The sequence below is a fragment of the Rhodopirellula sp. J20-39 genome, assembly GCF_057365095.1.
The window spans coordinates 1,675,919-1,691,962 of the sequence record NZ_CP195123.1 but is presented as its reverse complement, the minus strand read 5'-3'; the positions used below and the strand labels follow the sequence as shown (position 1 = coordinate 1,691,962).

Sequence of the window (16,044 nt, the reverse complement as noted above, 5' to 3'; positions counted from 1 at the left end):
CCCGATCGCTCAATTGTCTTCGTCAAAGCAAACAATATCGTCCCGTCGTTTTTCGGTCAATGGCTTGGATTTCACAACTTTTCGCCGAAAATAGAAGGCGTCCCAGCGAGATCCTCGGGAAATCTGTAGAAAAAACGAATCCGATACTATTTTTTCGCTAGGCGTGGAATCTGTTAGACGACACCATGGGGGCTACCTCCAAGGCCCCCATTCATTTCATGGGGGAAACGAAGGTTCACAGGGGCGACGAAGTGGGCGGGCAACCCGACGCGGATCCAACGATCGACTGCGTTCGTGGCATCAATTTGTCTCTTTAGACGAGGCTGCGTCTGAGAATTAATTGCCCATCGTCACATCGAGAGGTGTACAGTGTTGTCACCGCTTCTTTCAAGCAATGGGGAATGTGTAGAGAATGGCTCAATGGGAAGACTACAGTGGCGACGAGTGGCTGCGTCCCAGTAGTGCCCGCGAAACTCGGTTAAAAGTCGACGACGGGCAAGGCACGCGCGGAGTCGTCAAACGTCCCCGGCTGGAGAAGCCTCGCTGGGATAGCGGCGATACCGTCGCCGGCTTTGAATTGATCGAGCCCATTGGATGCGGGTCGCACGGTTGGGTGTACAGCGCCCGAGAGATCGCGACGGGCCGACAAATGGCGATCAAGATCTTTCCCACCGTCGACCAAAAGGAAGCCGTTCGCGCCAAAACGGGATTCCGCCGGATGAGCAAACTGCGGCACCGCGGATTGGTTCGGCTGCACCGGATTCATCACGAGGAAAACTGGCTCGCCTTTTCGATGGAAGAAATCGTCGGCAGCAACCTTGTGATGGTGCTGCGAAAATGGCGAGCACTTCCACTGGAAGAAGCCTGCAATCGGCTGCTGGACATGATCCGCCAGGTCGGAGCCGCGCTGGCGTGGATGCACGCGCACCAGCTAGTTCACCGTGATATCAAGCCGACGAACTTGATGATGACGCACGACGGTAAGCGTTTTGTCATTGTCGACTGCGACCTAACCGGCAAATTCGAAGACGAGAGTAATCCGGAAAACATTCGCACCTACCTTATTTGGACCCCGATGTATGTGGCTCCGGAGGTCTTGTTTCGCCAATCGTATTGTCCCGCTAGCGATATCTTCAGCCTGGGCATGGTGGCGTTAGAAGCCTTGCGGCTGTTCACGGCCAACGCGGAACCTTCCCAAAGTGAAGCCGCGGCGACCAAAGAAGTGGTGGGTGAAGTCAACAGTGAAGTCACTGGCGAAGAAATCCAGCGAGATGAACAAAGCTCGGTAACCGACCGCGAGCACATCGTTGACGCCATGACGGGGCTAAACGAGGCGATCCCGGACGTGCTACTCGATGCAGTGAACGAGATGTTGTCGCCGGACGTTTCCGATCGTCCGACCGCGATGTCACTATCCCGTCTCGGCCAATCTTTTGTTTCCCGACGGCCATTGGTGGGCGTTTCCAACGACACTTCCGCCCGCGCCATTCGAATCACGAAGGCATCCCGCAAAGACAACCTTTGCGAGATTCAGCGATGGTGCCATTTGGTGTTGGGTGGCCAGGTACAACGCTTGCACATCGAAGGTGCTTCCGGAATTGGCAAGTCGACATTGCTGGAACTGGCGATTACGGAACTTCGCAAACAGTCCTGGGCGAATGTCTACACGGCCCGCTGCCAGCGTTTTGAGCAAAGCCCTTTGCAAGCGTTTGGTCAGCTTGCCGACGAAATCATTATGGATTTCCGTCGCGGCAAAATGGGCCGCCTGCGAGTGGACTCGGTAAGCGAATCTATTTTGCAGCGGAGCCTTCCTGGCTTCAATGAGGTATTGGAAGTGGACTGGGCCGAACCGCCGGTGGTGACAGCACCTACCCGCCCCGGTGGACTGGATGCAGCGATGAAGGTTTGCAACCAACTGCGCCGTTTGGGGCCGTTATTTTTTATCATTGACGACGTCCAGTGGGCCGACCGTGACACCGTCCATGTGCTCGACCACCTGCAATCAACGGTCGATCATCGGATTGGTCCGCCCCAGTTCCAAGGGCTCGGTTTAATTACGGTATCGCGAAGCGATGGCGATCAGCAACAACATGCTCCGCACACGCGAATCACGTTGGGCCCGCTCTCGCCCGCCGTCACAACGGAAGCCATCCGCAGCGAAGCGAAATTCCAGCACGTTGATTTATCTGATAGCCAAGTCGCTGCCTTAAGCGAACAAATTGAGGGTTTGCCCTACCGGCTGGATGTCTATCTTAGCGAACTGGCGCCGACGGGGATGCTGCGAGACCAACCTGAAACGTTGTCACCGAAAACCCCTACGATCGAAGAGGTCTGGCAATATCGCAACGACTTATTGAGCGATGACGTACGGCGGTTACTGGAATATCTAGTCATTGCGGGGCGTCAACTCACGTTCGAAGAGTTGCAACTGATTGATCGACAAAACAACCCCGCGTTGCTGGAAGCTCAACTCGACGAACTAAGCGAAAAACGCTTGATCGTGCGTGATGGGCCTGATGGTCAGTACTTGAGAATTTGGCACGACCAACTGGGCCGGCAATTATTGCATCAAATCCCCGAAGCCGAACGCGTGGCGATGCACCGGCATTGGGCTGAGAGTTTGTCCAACGAGGCATCTGGGCAAGCCTCACCAACGCTATCCGCCGACCAGGACTCGACATCAAACCAGCCCGCAACACCAATGATGCCAGGCCGCGCGGCGGGTCGTATCGCAGAACACTTTCAGAAAGCAGGTCAGAAAGAAGCGTTCGTGCATTGGGCCAAGCTTGCCGCAGTCGAAGCTCAAAACCTGTACGCACTGATCGAAACGGCACGCTGGTTCCGCTTAGTTGCTGACAACACGACCGGCGAAGAAAAAAGCGAAGCGTTGCGTTTGACCGCCGAAGTCCTCGAGCGGGGTGGTCGACTGTCCGATGCCGCTGAGGTCTATCAGGAATTGGTCGGTCGGTTGTCAGGACAAGCCAAGCTGGAAACCGAACTTGCTCAGGTTCACTGCTTCATTCGATCGGGCCGGTTTGGTGAGGTGACTGAAAAACTACGACCACTGCTCGATCGACTGAAACTACCCTCTAAGAAACCTGTCTGGCTGACCCATCTATCAATCGTCCGGCGATTACTGATGCACCAGGTGATGCAGCAGGTCCGACGGTTCAAGCTCGCCAAACCGATGCAGCGCACGTCGCTGGAATCGAATCAGATATCCGCCTGTTTGCGGCTGATTCGTCCGCTGAGCTACATCGACAATTTCCTATCCGCTGAGCTTTGCGTGTTCAGTGGTGACTTGGTGCAACACATCGGAACCGAGAGCGAGCAAATCGAAATCGCGGTCGGCAAATGCGTTTTCAATGCCTATGAAGCCGGACGTTCTCAGCAGCGATCCTTCGCAACGCTGAAGAAGATGCGAGCCGAACTGAACGAAGATATTGAGCCAGCCCGACACGGTGACGTGTACACGGGGTCTGCGTGGGTCCACGGAATGGGTGGTCTGATTCAAGAGGTACCGGAATTCATCCGCAAGGCTCGCGAGTCTTACGCGGCCAGCGAAATCTATCACGGATTCGAAGTAGCTCACGCTAGTTTCATCGAAGCGACCGCCTACTTCCAACTTGGTGATTTCCCATCACTCGCGACGATGGTCGACGACATGCAAGCGGAGTCAGCGACGACCAACGACCGCTTTACTTTGGCAATGGGCAGCCTTGGATATTCATCGACAGTGTTCCTGGGACGAGACGACATATCGGGATTGCAGAACCTTCACAGCATCCTTAGCGAACACCTCGGCGTGCTTGGTATCGACGGGTTCGCAATGATCGTCCAGACAAAGAACTTGTTGCAAGCGATCTACCAAAACCGACCAAACGAGCTTGCCACCATTGTTCCTCAAACCGCGGTGGAATGCACTCAATCGGTTTGGTACCGGCGAGTTCAGATCATGCGTGTGCTGATTGATGAACTGCTGGCGATGTCCACGCTGCTACTTCTTTCCAACTCGCAACGTCAGTGGACACAGAAGTTCCAAAGGCGAGTTAAGAAGTTGCGAGGCAACAAACTCGATTACGCAGTCGCCAAAGCTGACCTGATCGAAGGTCTGGCATGGGCTCGCCATCCCGATGCCTTCGGATCGACACCGTCGACGGCTCGTCAACGAGCAACTCAGTTGCTAAATCGCGCCACCGAATCCGCGAAGGCCCAGGGGCTGATCCCCACGAGCATGGTTGCGGAAGATGAATTGGATCGGCTGAACGGAATCAAAGATCCATCCCGTCTAATTACCTTGTTAACGAAACAAGGTATTCATGATCCGGCCGCGTTCGCAAGGCTTTACGGCGGCTAAGAAATGCAAATGCCGCGAGCGTTGAACTCGCGGCATCGAGTTGGCAAACGTGCAAACGTTCTTAAGCAGCGCGGCGAAGTGGCTGCTGGTCCGAAGCGGGAATGCGATAGGTTTCCGCTTGTTGATCCACCCGCAACACTCCGGTTGAATCAATCAATTTCTCGACGGCCGCTGCGGCCAGGGGAGCGGTAGCTCGTGCGATCGCGGAACTCAAGCCAGTTTGAAAGACGGTGGTCGTCAATCGGCCGAACGCTTTGCCCCAACCGCCGTTGCCAGAAAATTGATCTGAGATTGCTTGCAAGCGACGGTGATTTTCCACAATTTGCAGATCGTAATCGGCATCACCCGATGCCGGTGCGTTGATCGTGCAATCGCGGCTGACAACCGTTCGCCAGCCGGCTTGTGCGGTTAACAGACCGGTCACTAGCGACGCTTCGATGATGTCGTTCCCGCGGTACGCGTTGGTCACGCTACGCAACAGATCGCGGCGCCAAAAACTGGCCGATAGGAAACCACCTTCCACGTTGCGACATTGGCGAGCGGTGACATCGTCTTTGCCAGCGGCGACTAAATCGCAAGCCGATGCCAATGAACGCCGCCAACCGGCGTAAGCGATCTCGGTTTCGCCAGCGTAGCGGACAATCGGGACCACACATCCACATTGGTTCGCTTCAAACTCGGCGGTCGCCGCTTCGGTCCAGTTCGGAGTCACCACGTGGCCAGCACCGACCACATGCACAAACCGACCATGAGCCTGTTGGGCGGCTGCGCCGATCAGGTTCATCCAACGCGGGCTGTCGGCGTTGATAAACTGAACCTCGTCGCCCAGGTCGAACGGGTCGTCATAGTCGCCTGCATGTGGGACAAAAACTTCGCAATCATCCGGGCGATGCTGCAAGACGCTGACTAGCGAATTTTCAAACGCGTCAGATTTACCGACATGGGGAACAACGATCGTCAACCGTGGAATGTTTGGGAACTTGGGCACTGGTGCACCTTCCTGGATCACGCCATAAATCGCTGGGCTTACGATACGCTTTTTGCATTGCCCGGCGGGGATATATCGCGGCCTGAACCGACCACGACGCTGATGTATGGTTTCGGTATCGCGGCTTGAGTCAGTTGAGGCGATTGATAATGGGAGCCGCAAAATCCGCTAAGTCACCCAACACGACTTCGCGCGGCTTCGCTAACCCGTAAAGTTTGCCAACCGGACCGACGCTGACGGAGGAACAGAAAATTCCAGCCGGTTGATTCTGTGACCGATTCCGCACCTAAACGTCTAGGTCGGTGGTTTGTAGGCTGCAATTTTCAGCGACTGTCGTTTGCGGGTTACCTTCGCGACATCGATGCCAAGAGAATTCGCGATGTCCCGGTCATCCTCTTGCCCAAGTCGCACGATTTGCTCGGGAGCCCAACGAAAAGGTGGCTTTCGCGAAACGATCCCGTGCCGTGAGCGATACCCCCGTATCGAACCGACCGGGATGCCGGTCCGCTTGCTGACCTGGGCGTCGGTCATTTTTCCCAGCATGGCAATCACCTCGGGCGTCCACCGCTGCTGATTCGCTTGGGTGACCGGTGATTCAATGCCACGGGATTGCCGCATGGCCACGACTTTGCGTCGAGGAATGCCGCACTTTTGGGCGATTTGTGTGTCAGGGATCCGGCCCAACAACGAGAGTTCTTTCTTGGTCCATTGACGACTTCGCCGGCCTTTGCGTTTTGCGGCAATCCCCATCGAATTGCGTTTTGCGGCGACCGTCGATGTATCCAGCCCCAATCGGCGAGCGATTTCCACGTCGGAAATCTGGCCCAACCAAGCGATTTGTTGTTCCGACCAAGGGTGACGAAGTTCGCGGGTGGGTTTCGCGAACGGTGGGATGCCAAGTCGACGCCGCCGCCGATTCACCGCATTGGCAGTGACCCCAAGACGTCGCCCTAATTCGGCATCCGACACGGTGCCCAGCATCGCATCGGCTTCCGCGGTCCAGTGTTGAGACAAACTCGGCTTGATGCCCCGCCGCTGACGCTCGGCGCGAATGACATCCACCGATAGATTAAACCGGGTGGCAACTTGCTCGTCCGGTTCCTTGCCTAACAAAGAGTAAACGTGTTGAGGCAATGACGGATCGCCACCGGTGATTTGCTGAAGGTCGGCTTGGTTTCCGGCGGACGCTGACTCGGCAACGTCAGCCGACTTCGAAAGGTCTTGCCGCTGCGGCGTCGGGCGGGATGACGATTCATCACCAGACGTGTGGTTGGACTGGGACGCGTAATTGGACTGGGATGCGTGGTTGGAGGAGGACGCGTGAATGGACCGAGACGAGTGTTTGAGCGGGGAATGATCCGACGCGGAATGATCAGGTGGTGGGCACTGGCCGGCCGGATGGACTGCACCGGTACCGCGAATCGCTTCGTTTAGACCGGCATCTGGTGGTCTGCCAGAACCTGAATCCTGCTTTCTTAACTTGTTTTTTCTCTTGGACACGAAACCATCCTTCGCATAGGTTGCCTCTATCCTAACGGGTTTGTTCGGCGACCTCCAATTTTTGCTGTCTCGATCGCCAACCTCGTTTTTTCAATGCACGGCTTGCTCCGACGAGACTGACAGACCTTCCCAACCGACGATATCAACCTTCGTTTTCCGAACGACTCAACTCTTCAAATTTCTAAACGCCTCCAGGATACTGCCGTGACTGTTTCTCAAACCGATTCACAGACCGCCTATGAGGTTCTGCGTCGGGTTTGGGGATACGATGAATTCCGTCCTTTGCAAGAAGAAGCGGTCAACGACGTCATCGGTGCTCGAGATAGTTTGGTCGTTCTACCGACCGGCGGCGGGAAGTCGCTCTGCTATCAGGTTCCTGCGCTAGTGCGTGAGGGGATGGCGGTCGTGGTGTCGCCGTTGATTTCCTTGATGAAAGACCAAGTCGATGCGTTAACCGCCAACGGTGTTGCAGCGGCACTGGTCAACAGCACCCAATCGGACGAGCAAAAGCGAACGACGGCAGACCGGATTCGCAGCGGTGAAATTCGTTTGCTGTACCTTGCCCCCGAAAGATTGGTGACCGAGCGTACGCTGAATTTTTTAGCTTCGGTGCCGATCAGTTTTTTCGCTATCGACGAAGCTCACTGCGTTAGCAATTGGGGGCACGATTTCCGTCCGGAATATCGAGGCTTGCGAATCCTGAAACAACGTTTCCCGAATGCGTCCGTGCATGCCTTCACGGCAACGGCGTCGGAGCGGGTGCGTGACGACATCACCGATCAATTGCAACTTCAATCGCCCAACGTGTTGGTCGGTAGCTTTGATCGTCCCAACCTGACCTACCGCATGATTCCCAGCGATGGCAAGTTGCGACAAATCCGCAACGTGGTCGATCAACATCGGGGCGAGTCCGGCGTTGTTTACTGCATCACCCGTAAAGAAGTGGAACAGACCGCCGCCGCGTTGGAGCTTGCGGGAGTCTCGGCCCTTCCCTATCACGCCGGCTTGGACGATGTGACTCGCCAGAGTAACCAGGAAGCGTTTATCCAAGAAAAGGTGGACGTCATCGTCGCAACGGTCGCCTTCGGAATGGGCATCGACAAGTCCAACGTCCGGTTCGTGATCCACGCGGGCATGCCAAAATCAATCGAACACTACCAACAAGAAAGCGGCCGTGCCGGACGAGATGGGTTGGCAGCCGAGTGCGTGTTGATCTACAGCGGTGGTGACACCATGACGTGGAAGCGGATCTTGGAAAACGGGGACCGCTCCAACTTCGAAGACTCGATGAAGAGCGTGTACGCGATGGCGGATCTTTGCGCAGGAGTGCGATGTCGGCACGCCGCCATCGTGTCCTATTTCGGCCAGGAGTTCGATGTCGATAACTGCAACGCATGTGATGTATGTCTAGGTGAACTCGACACCGTTGACGATCCGGTAACCCTATCCCAGAAAATCTTATCCGGCGTGGTTCGCTTGAAAGAACGCTTTGGCGTTGCCTACACGGTCAAGATGCTAACCGGATCTCGTGATCAAAAACTGATCGATGCTGGACACGACCAACTCAGCACGTACGGTTTGTTGAGCAGCGAGTCGGCGTCAACAGTCAAGATGTGGGTCGAACAATTGATCTCGCAAGACTATCTCCAGCGAGTGGGGGAATACGGAACACTCGCGTTGACTCCAACAGGGCAACAACTGCTCAAGCGAATCGGCTCAGTCACGCTCACTCGTCCCAACATCAAGAGTTCGTCTCGGTCATCACGCGGAGCCAAACCGGAAGAATCTTGGGAAGGAGTTGATCGCGGCTTGTTCGAACATCTACGAAACCTTCGCAGCGAACTGGCTACCCAGCGGAAGGTGCCCGCCTACGTCATTTTCGGTGATGCGGTGCTTCGTCAACTCGCTCGCCAACGTCCCAGTGCGTTAACCAAGATGGCCGGCATTCGCGGAATCGGCGAACGGAAACTGGAAGAGTTTGGCACGTTGTTCTTGGAAGCCATGGACGCTTATTGCCAAGGCAGCGACCTGAACCGGGACGTATCGACTTCCGACACCAGCGTGGTGAGCCCACCGCGTCCCAAGCGGCCAATGTCAGCAAAGGGAACGCTTGTTCAAAACGAAGCGAGTGAGTTATTTCGTCAGGGCAAGTCGGTCGTCGAGGTTGCCGAAGCGATGGGGCGTGCGGAATCGACCATCAACGGTTACCTGAGCACTTACATTGCCGACGAAGGGATCAGCGACGCTTCCTCTTGGGTCGATTCCCAGAAAATCCCCTACATCGAAGAGGCCATGGCGGCGAGCACCGACGGTCGATTCAAACCGATTTTTGATGCGTTGGAAGCCAACGATGCAGTCCAAGAGCCGGTTTCGTACGAAGAAATCCGGATCGTCGCGAGCTGCTTCCGGAACCAGACTGCCACCAAGTAAGCCGTAGCGTCATGTGCGGAGCGAACGGAAGGGGGCGGCAACTCAACCGAATGTGCGGTAGCCAGAGGTGCCAATTTATCAGATCTCGTACTGAGTGAGCTCTGACTTCGTTGCACCTTGCCCCACGATTAGGTGTCCCAAAAGGCTTCCTTGGGGGTCGGTAAACGTTGCAGGATGAGCAATCTTGCGGGCTGAAATGCGTCATCAAACGGGTTACAATGTTCGCGTGCCGACGTTGGTTCGGTCGAACCCCAGATCCTTTTGCTCTCTCGGTTGATTCATGTTGATAACGCAGTGCCCTCGGTGCCAAGAATCCGTCAGTGTGCCGGATTCTCTGTGTAGCGGTCACGCTTCGTCCGCTTCCGTGCAGGCTCAATGCCCGTGGTGCTTGGCCACTCTTGATGCAAAAGAGATTCGTGCTGCCCTTCCTCCGGCTCTGGTCTTATTGGGAGACGAAGGACATTTATCCAACGCCGACGACGCTCCAGCTTGGTCAGGCGATTCGTCCGCCGAGACGGAATCCGCCGGCCTCGCAGCGGCTGGCTTGGGTGCGGCAGGCCTTGGCGTTGCTGGACTTGGGGCAGCCGCGGGGGGAACTGCCGTCGCCGATCAAGTTCGCGATGCATCCGATTTCAGTGATTCCGATTCACAAGGATTGGGTGCCTTCGAATCTCAAACACATGAGCCTCAATCGCTCGGCTCGGTGGCTGAATTGCCCGGGCAAGTTGATCAGTTGCAGGACATGGAAACCACGCTGGATGAAGACGTCCCAAGCGACCAGCAAGAAACGGTGGAAGAAATCGAGCCAGTCGACTTCGGCGGATCGATCGAAGAAATGGTCGATGATGGTTCCGAACTAGATGAAATGGATCTGGTTGCCGGTCTGTCCGACGACATGTCCGATGATGACGACCTGAGTGCAACTCTGGAAAACGAAGAATCATCAGGAAGCCTCGACCTTGGCCCGATGATGGATGTCGAGAACACTCGACGCCGACGAAAGAAGAGCGGTCCGGGAATCGGCTCGATCATCGGTGTCGCGGCCGGTGGTTTGCTTTCGCTGCCGATTGTTGCTGGAATTCTGCACGTGATGGGCAAACCCGTTCCAGTCGTGGGCGACATGCTGGAAGAGTACTTGCCGATGGGCAACAAGACGACCGTCAGTCGTGCATCGGCACCGATGCAGCCACTCGATCCACCAGCCTTGATCGATGACGATCCGGTTCAAGGACGTTCACTTGCCGATGACATGAGCGACGAAGAAATGATGAGCGAAGCGGCCGCGCCTGCAATGGACGCTCTCGCTGAAATTTCCGGCTCCGATCCAGACACTCCAGATCCCGGGAACTCGTTTGAGATGCCCACCCAACCGGAGCCCACGGCTTCAGAGCCGGGTTCGAGCCCAGACGCAGAACCAGGCTTTGCACCCGAGTCGATTGATGCCGGACCATCGGAAAGTGATCCTGCACCCGCGGACAACGACCTGTTCAATATGCCGGAGCTTCCAACCTCAGACGATGCGGTCATGGCGGCGAAAGAATCGGTCCCTGACGATTCGTTTGGATCAGCCGACAGCACACCAAGCTTCTCGTTGCCAGGCGAAACTGCAGAACCTAGCACTGCCACTGAGCCCGCTGATTCCGATCAATCCAGTGAATCCGCGGATCCTTTCGGATCTCTCGATTCGGTAACGCAGCCCGAGATGACCGATCAAACGGATCTATTTCAGCCGGATATGCCGGCGTCCGAGAACACGGAACCCAATGCCCCCTCGCTTGATAGTGCCCCTTCCTTTGATATCGATGCCGAAGTCGCTCAATTGGCTCAAAAGCTCGATTCAGTCAACGCTCTATCCGCTGAGAATCCCAATCGTGATCAAGCGGTTCAGGACCTCTATGAAGACATCTCCGCAGTCGCCGGTAGTGCGTCACCGGATTCAATGGGTCCGGCACAAACGATCCTGAAGAACATTGCTTCAGACATGAGCCTTGTAAAAGCGTTCGCCCTGGCATCCCCTGCTTGGATTGCGCAATCAGCCGACGAGCGACAAACCGATGGCGTTTTAGTGGTCGGCAAATTATCCGGCGAGCCCGGCAGTGCATCGATCATGCTTAGCAACAAACAAGACGTGAAAGTGGAATTGCCCGCGAGTGCGGACTCGGTTCCCGGCGGCATTCAAATCGGGCTGGGCAAAGTCCAAGGCAATGGAGACTCAACAACCCTCTCGCTGGAATTGCTACAAGGTCTACAACCTTAGTTGTAACTGCAATCGCTTTATCGCTTGATGGAAGGGTATAGTTGGCCATAGTTGCGTAGTCGATGAATTGACTTCAGCATAATCTCCAACGTTCAACCACCACGAGCATGCGATGTCTCTTTTCCGTGATTCCGACGCTGACGATGCGTTGGCACTCGCTGCCGAGTTAATTCGAGAAGCCCAGCGTTTACAGACGCCTCAAGAACGGAGGCAACAATACGAACTCGATCGCATGATCGAGCACGAGGCCGACAAGGCCACGCTGGTTGAGATGACGGATCAGGCGTTTCGAACGCACACGCCGGCCCGGGTGGCTGACCAGCTCACACACCTATTGGACGTGCAGGGCATTCCAAGATTCTTCAGCCCAATCGAACAAACGATGCTGAAGGGGTTTCAGTCCTTCGGTGAATATTTGCCCGGGGTCGCCGTCCCCTTGGTGAAAGAAAAGATGCGTCAGGAGACAGCAAACGTCATCCTGCCTGCGGAACCTGAACTGTTGGCCACGCACCTTCGCAAGCGTCAAAGCAACGGTGTTGCCATGAACGTGAACTTGCTGGGTGAAGCGCTCTTGGGCGAGGACGAAACACGCGTCCGCCTGCAAATGTTCTTCGATCTGTTGCGCATGCCCGATGTCACTTGCCTTTCCGTCAAACTGACCACGCTTTACAGCCAGGTATCGCCGCTAGCCCGCCAACGTACCATCCGGATTGTTTCGGATCGCCTGGAAACGCTCTACCGGAACGCGAATCATGACGACGATGCCGCGACAGGCGAACGAAACGAAACTCAACTTGCAGTAGCGAGAAAAGGCAAGTTCATCTATCTCGACATGGAAGAGTATCGAGACCTGTACCTAACCGCCGATGTGCTGAAAGAAACACTGGTAAGAGACGGCCTGGAAAACATCTCCGCCGGAATCGCGTTGCAAGCGTATGTGCCCGATTCTTACCTGGTCATGCGTGACCTGATCGAATGGTCAGCTGCCCGAGTTGCCGCGGGCGGACACCCGCTGACGATTCGGTTGGTCAAAGGTGCCAACCTAGAAATGGAAAAGGTCGACGCATCGGTAGGCGGGTTTGAGCTTGCACCGTACGGTACCAAACACGAAACCGACGCGAACTACAAACGCATGCTCGACGAGCTTTTGCAGGCCGCCGCCGCGGGTTCGGTACGTGTGGGTGTTGCGTCGCACAACTTGTTTGATGTCGCGCTCGCGATGATCTGGACCGAACGAGCGTTTCGCGATCGACCGGGCCGAGCCGATGCCGTGCAGTTCGAAATGCTCGAAGGCATGGCGAACCATCAACGACGGGCGATCACCGAACGAGGCGAGGCGATGTTGTTGTACGCCCCGGCATGTCGCAAGACGGATTTCCTACATGCGATCGGCTACTTGATCCGCCGACTCGACGAAAACACGGGAGCCGAAAACTTCCTTCGCCACTCGTTCCGGTTACAACCTGATACACCCGATTTCGATCAATTGGGCGAAGGCTTCAAGACAGCGTTACACGACATCGACCAAGTGTCCGTGCAACCTCGCCGAAGCCAAGACCGCCGCAAAGATCCTGCCCAACCCGCCGTGGCCGATCACTGGACGAAGTTTGTCAACGAGCCAGACACCGATTGGTTGTTACCACATCACTCCGAGTGGGCAAACGGGATCATTGATCGCTGGCGGGATGATGCTGGCGTGGGTGATTCGCTCCGCGACGAGCTTCCGGATCCCGAATCGGTTACGCTCGGCGATGTGCAAACAGCGGTTCAAACCGCTGCCTCAAATACGTGGGCCAAAGATCTCAGCATTACTGAGCGACACGAGGTGCTTCGCAAAGTGGCACAACTCGCTCGCCAACGACGGGGCGATTGGATCGGAAGTATGGTGGCCGACGCCAATAAGTCAGTTGCTGAGGCGGATCCGGAGGTCAGCGAAGCGATCGACTTCCTCGAATTCTATCCGTTGACGATGAAAGACTGGGACGCGTTGCCCACAATCCAGTGCGAACCTCGTGGCGTTATCGCTGTGATCACGCCCTGGAATTTCCCACTGGCAATTGCATGTGGTGGCATTGCAGCGGCGATCGCGGCGGGAAACCCGGTGATCTTGAAGCCGTCCCTACAAACTCAGCTACCGGCGAGGATCATGTGCCAAGCGTTCTGGGACGCTGGGGTTCCTCGTGATGCACTGCAGTGGGTGACCTGTTCAGACTCCGTTGCCGAACAAGGTCTTGTCACCAATCCTTTAGTCGACACAGTGATCTTGACCGGCGGCACAGCAACGGCGAAACGGATGCTGGATGTTCGCCCCGATCTGCACCTGCTTGCCGAAACCGGTGGTAAGAACGCCACCATTGTCACTGCATTGGCGGACCGCGATTTGGCGATCAAGCACGTCCTGCATTCTGCGTTTGGACATAGCGGCCAAAAATGCAGCGCCACGTCGCTGCTATTGCTCGAAGGCGAAGTATTCGACGATCCGACCTTCCGTGCCACGCTGGCCGATGCGGTAAAGAGCTTGCCCGTGGGTCCGTCGTGGGACCTGCATTCCCGCATCACACCGCTGGTTGATCCGCCCGGTGCTAAGCTGCGACGTGGATTGCTGGAACTGGAAAAAGGTGAATCATGGCTGGTCATGCCGGAACACATCGAAGGCACGCTGTACCGCCCGGGCGTGAAGTGGAATGTTCAACCGGGTAGCTTCACTCACCTAAATGAATTGTTCGGCCCGGTGCTGGGCGTCATGCGGTTTGGGCGTTTGGAAGAAGCGATCCAAATCGTTCGGTCAACCGGTTACGGTCTGACTAGTGGATTGGAAAGCTTGGACGATCGCGAAATCGAATTGTGGCGAGAATCGATCCCCGCGGGGAACCTCTACATCAACCGCCCCACCACCGGCGCGATCGTGCTCCGACAACCGTTCGGTGGCGTGGGCTTGTCCGCTTATGGGCCGGGCGTCAAAGCGGGCGGTCCGCATTACGTGCTCGCTTTGTCGCAAGTTACCAACGCCACGCACCCCGCTTCGGTGGACGATTCCGACGAGAGTTTTGCCGACTCGACCGAACACGCGCCGCTGGAACGCATTGCCGATTGGATTGCCCGAAACCGTTATGCAGATCAAATCGACCTTTCCACCCGGCAGCGGCTCGACGCCGCGATGACAAGCCAAGAAGTTGCCAACGCGGAAGAGTTTGCTCGCGAGCACGATACATTCGGGCTTGTCGGCCAAGACAACATTCGGCGTTACCGAGTCGTTGACGACATGACCATTCGCGTCGAAACAAGCGACGACCTGGGTGACGCCGTGATTGCGATCGCGGCGGCTGTTTGCGTGGGCACGCGTTTCACTCTTTCGATCGCACCGGAGATGAAACGTGAGCGAATCCAGTTATTGGAATCGACCGCCGATTGGTTGCCCGGGATGATCTACCCGTTGGAAGAGACACAGGCCCAACTTGCTGAACGCATTGCCGCATCCGTCAACAATAGAGGCGTGACACGGCTGCGTACGCTGTCGGGACCGGCAACCGAAGTTCGCCGTGCTTGCGGAGCCGCGTTCGTCACGATTGTCGAATCGCCTGTCGTCGACGAGGGCCGGATCGAATGCTTGCGGTATCTCAATGAGCAATCGATCTCACACGATTACCATCGCTACGGCAACCTAGGTCGCCGTGGGCACAATCCAACGATCGATGGCGACGCAGCCAAAAAAGCTCAGCTCGATGGCCGATCGCGATTGCCAATCGGCTGATCGGCTGATCGGCTGATCGGCTGATCCAATCGAGAGCTTATGAGGTTGTCTGAACCGACTGGCTAATGGAACGATTTGGACGAGGAACCGCCACAGCGGCTTCTGTTAGATCAATCGCAATGTGTTGGCCGTCGGCGCGGTAAATTCGCTGCCTTTGTTCGCTAGAGGCAACGGACATGGCGATTCGATGAACGTGCAGTTCACTGAACCCCACCGTCATTGGCTTGGCATCGAAACGCACTCGAGCGAAGTACCCAAACTGGACCGTTTGCTCACCTGCGATACGGCTGAAGTGCAGATTGATCGTGCGCGACAGACAACCATGGGTGGGAGCCGCTCGTTGCCCGTCGATTAGAACGTCGTCGATACGTTCGAAGATCAGCTCCGACGGCAACTGCTGATAGAGTCGAACTTCAAATGCTTCTTCACGACTAATCGCCGGCAGGGTTTCAAGGCACACATCGAACCGCAATACATCGCGTGGCATCGCCAAGGTTTGGTTGCACGTTTGTTGCCAACGGAACACTTCATCTTGGCCCTGGCTCGTGTTTTCTCCCATGATCGTGGCGGCAAGCTCACGGATTTGGTTACACGAGTCAACCGCTTGCTGGAGGGCAGTGTCGACGGGTTGAATTGCAAAGCTGTTCGCCTTGCGACGCAAGATATCCTTCTTCATCCGAATCTATCCTGAAGAGCAAATCCGATCATGGGAAATGCGGTTCGATCAGCCACGTAGAATTTGCCTTTCTACGCTGAAACCA

At 56.1% G+C, this 16,044-nt stretch carries 7 protein-coding genes; 4 read left to right on the top strand and 3 right to left on the bottom strand.

Features of this window, described 5'->3' with window-relative positions:
- The first annotated feature begins 412 nt into the window (after positions 1 to 412).
- The gene (locus ACR3ZL_RS06060; protein WP_486173284.1) at positions 413 to 4,357 is read left to right on the top strand and encodes a serine/threonine-protein kinase; all 3,945 of its coding nucleotides are present in this window, start codon (positions 413 to 415) and stop codon (positions 4,355 to 4,357) included.
- A gap of 61 nt (positions 4,358 to 4,418) precedes the next feature.
- On the opposite strand, the gene ACR3ZL_RS06055 is transcribed toward ACR3ZL_RS06060, so the two are convergent.
- Both ACR3ZL_RS06055 and ACR3ZL_RS06050 read right to left on the bottom strand, forming a co-directional pair.
- Entirely contained in the window at positions 4,419 to 5,345 is a 927-nt protein-coding gene (locus ACR3ZL_RS06055; protein WP_486173283.1) for a glycosyltransferase family 2 protein, read from the bottom strand.
- Positions 5,346 to 5,639: 294 nt separating this feature from the next.
- A complete protein-coding gene (locus ACR3ZL_RS06050) occupies positions 5,640 to 6,845 on the bottom strand; it encodes a DNA-binding protein (RefSeq protein ID WP_473648782.1) in 1,206 nt (401 codons plus the stop codon).
- 204 nt (positions 6,846 to 7,049) lie between these two features.
- On the opposite strand from ACR3ZL_RS06050, the gene recQ reads away from it, so the two are divergent.
- The 3 genes from recQ to ACR3ZL_RS06035 all read left to right on the top strand — a co-directional run bounded on the left by recQ (position 7,050) and on the right by ACR3ZL_RS06035 (position 15,283).
- The gene (gene recQ / locus ACR3ZL_RS06045) at positions 7,050 to 9,275 is read left to right on the top strand and encodes a DNA helicase RecQ (RefSeq protein WP_473648783.1); all 2,226 of its coding nucleotides are present in this window, start codon (positions 7,050 to 7,052) and stop codon (positions 9,273 to 9,275) included.
- A 280-nt stretch (positions 9,276 to 9,555) separates the two neighbouring features.
- Positions 9,556 to 11,532, top strand: a complete 1,977-nt coding sequence (locus tag ACR3ZL_RS06040; protein ID WP_486173282.1) for a hypothetical protein — start codon at positions 9,556 to 9,558, stop codon at positions 11,530 to 11,532.
- A gap of 112 nt (positions 11,533 to 11,644) precedes the next feature.
- Positions 11,645 to 15,283, top strand: a complete 3,639-nt coding sequence (locus ACR3ZL_RS06035; protein ID WP_486173281.1) for a bifunctional proline dehydrogenase/L-glutamate gamma-semialdehyde dehydrogenase — start codon at positions 11,645 to 11,647, stop codon at positions 15,281 to 15,283.
- A gap of 37 nt (positions 15,284 to 15,320) precedes the next feature.
- Here ACR3ZL_RS06035 and ACR3ZL_RS06030 read toward each other — a convergent pair whose 3' ends face one another.
- Positions 15,321 to 15,959: a hypothetical protein gene (locus ACR3ZL_RS06030; protein WP_473648786.1), complete on the bottom strand. Its 639-nt coding sequence runs from the start codon at positions 15,957 to 15,959 to the stop codon at positions 15,321 to 15,323.
- Positions 15,960 to 16,044: the final 85 nt, after the last annotated feature.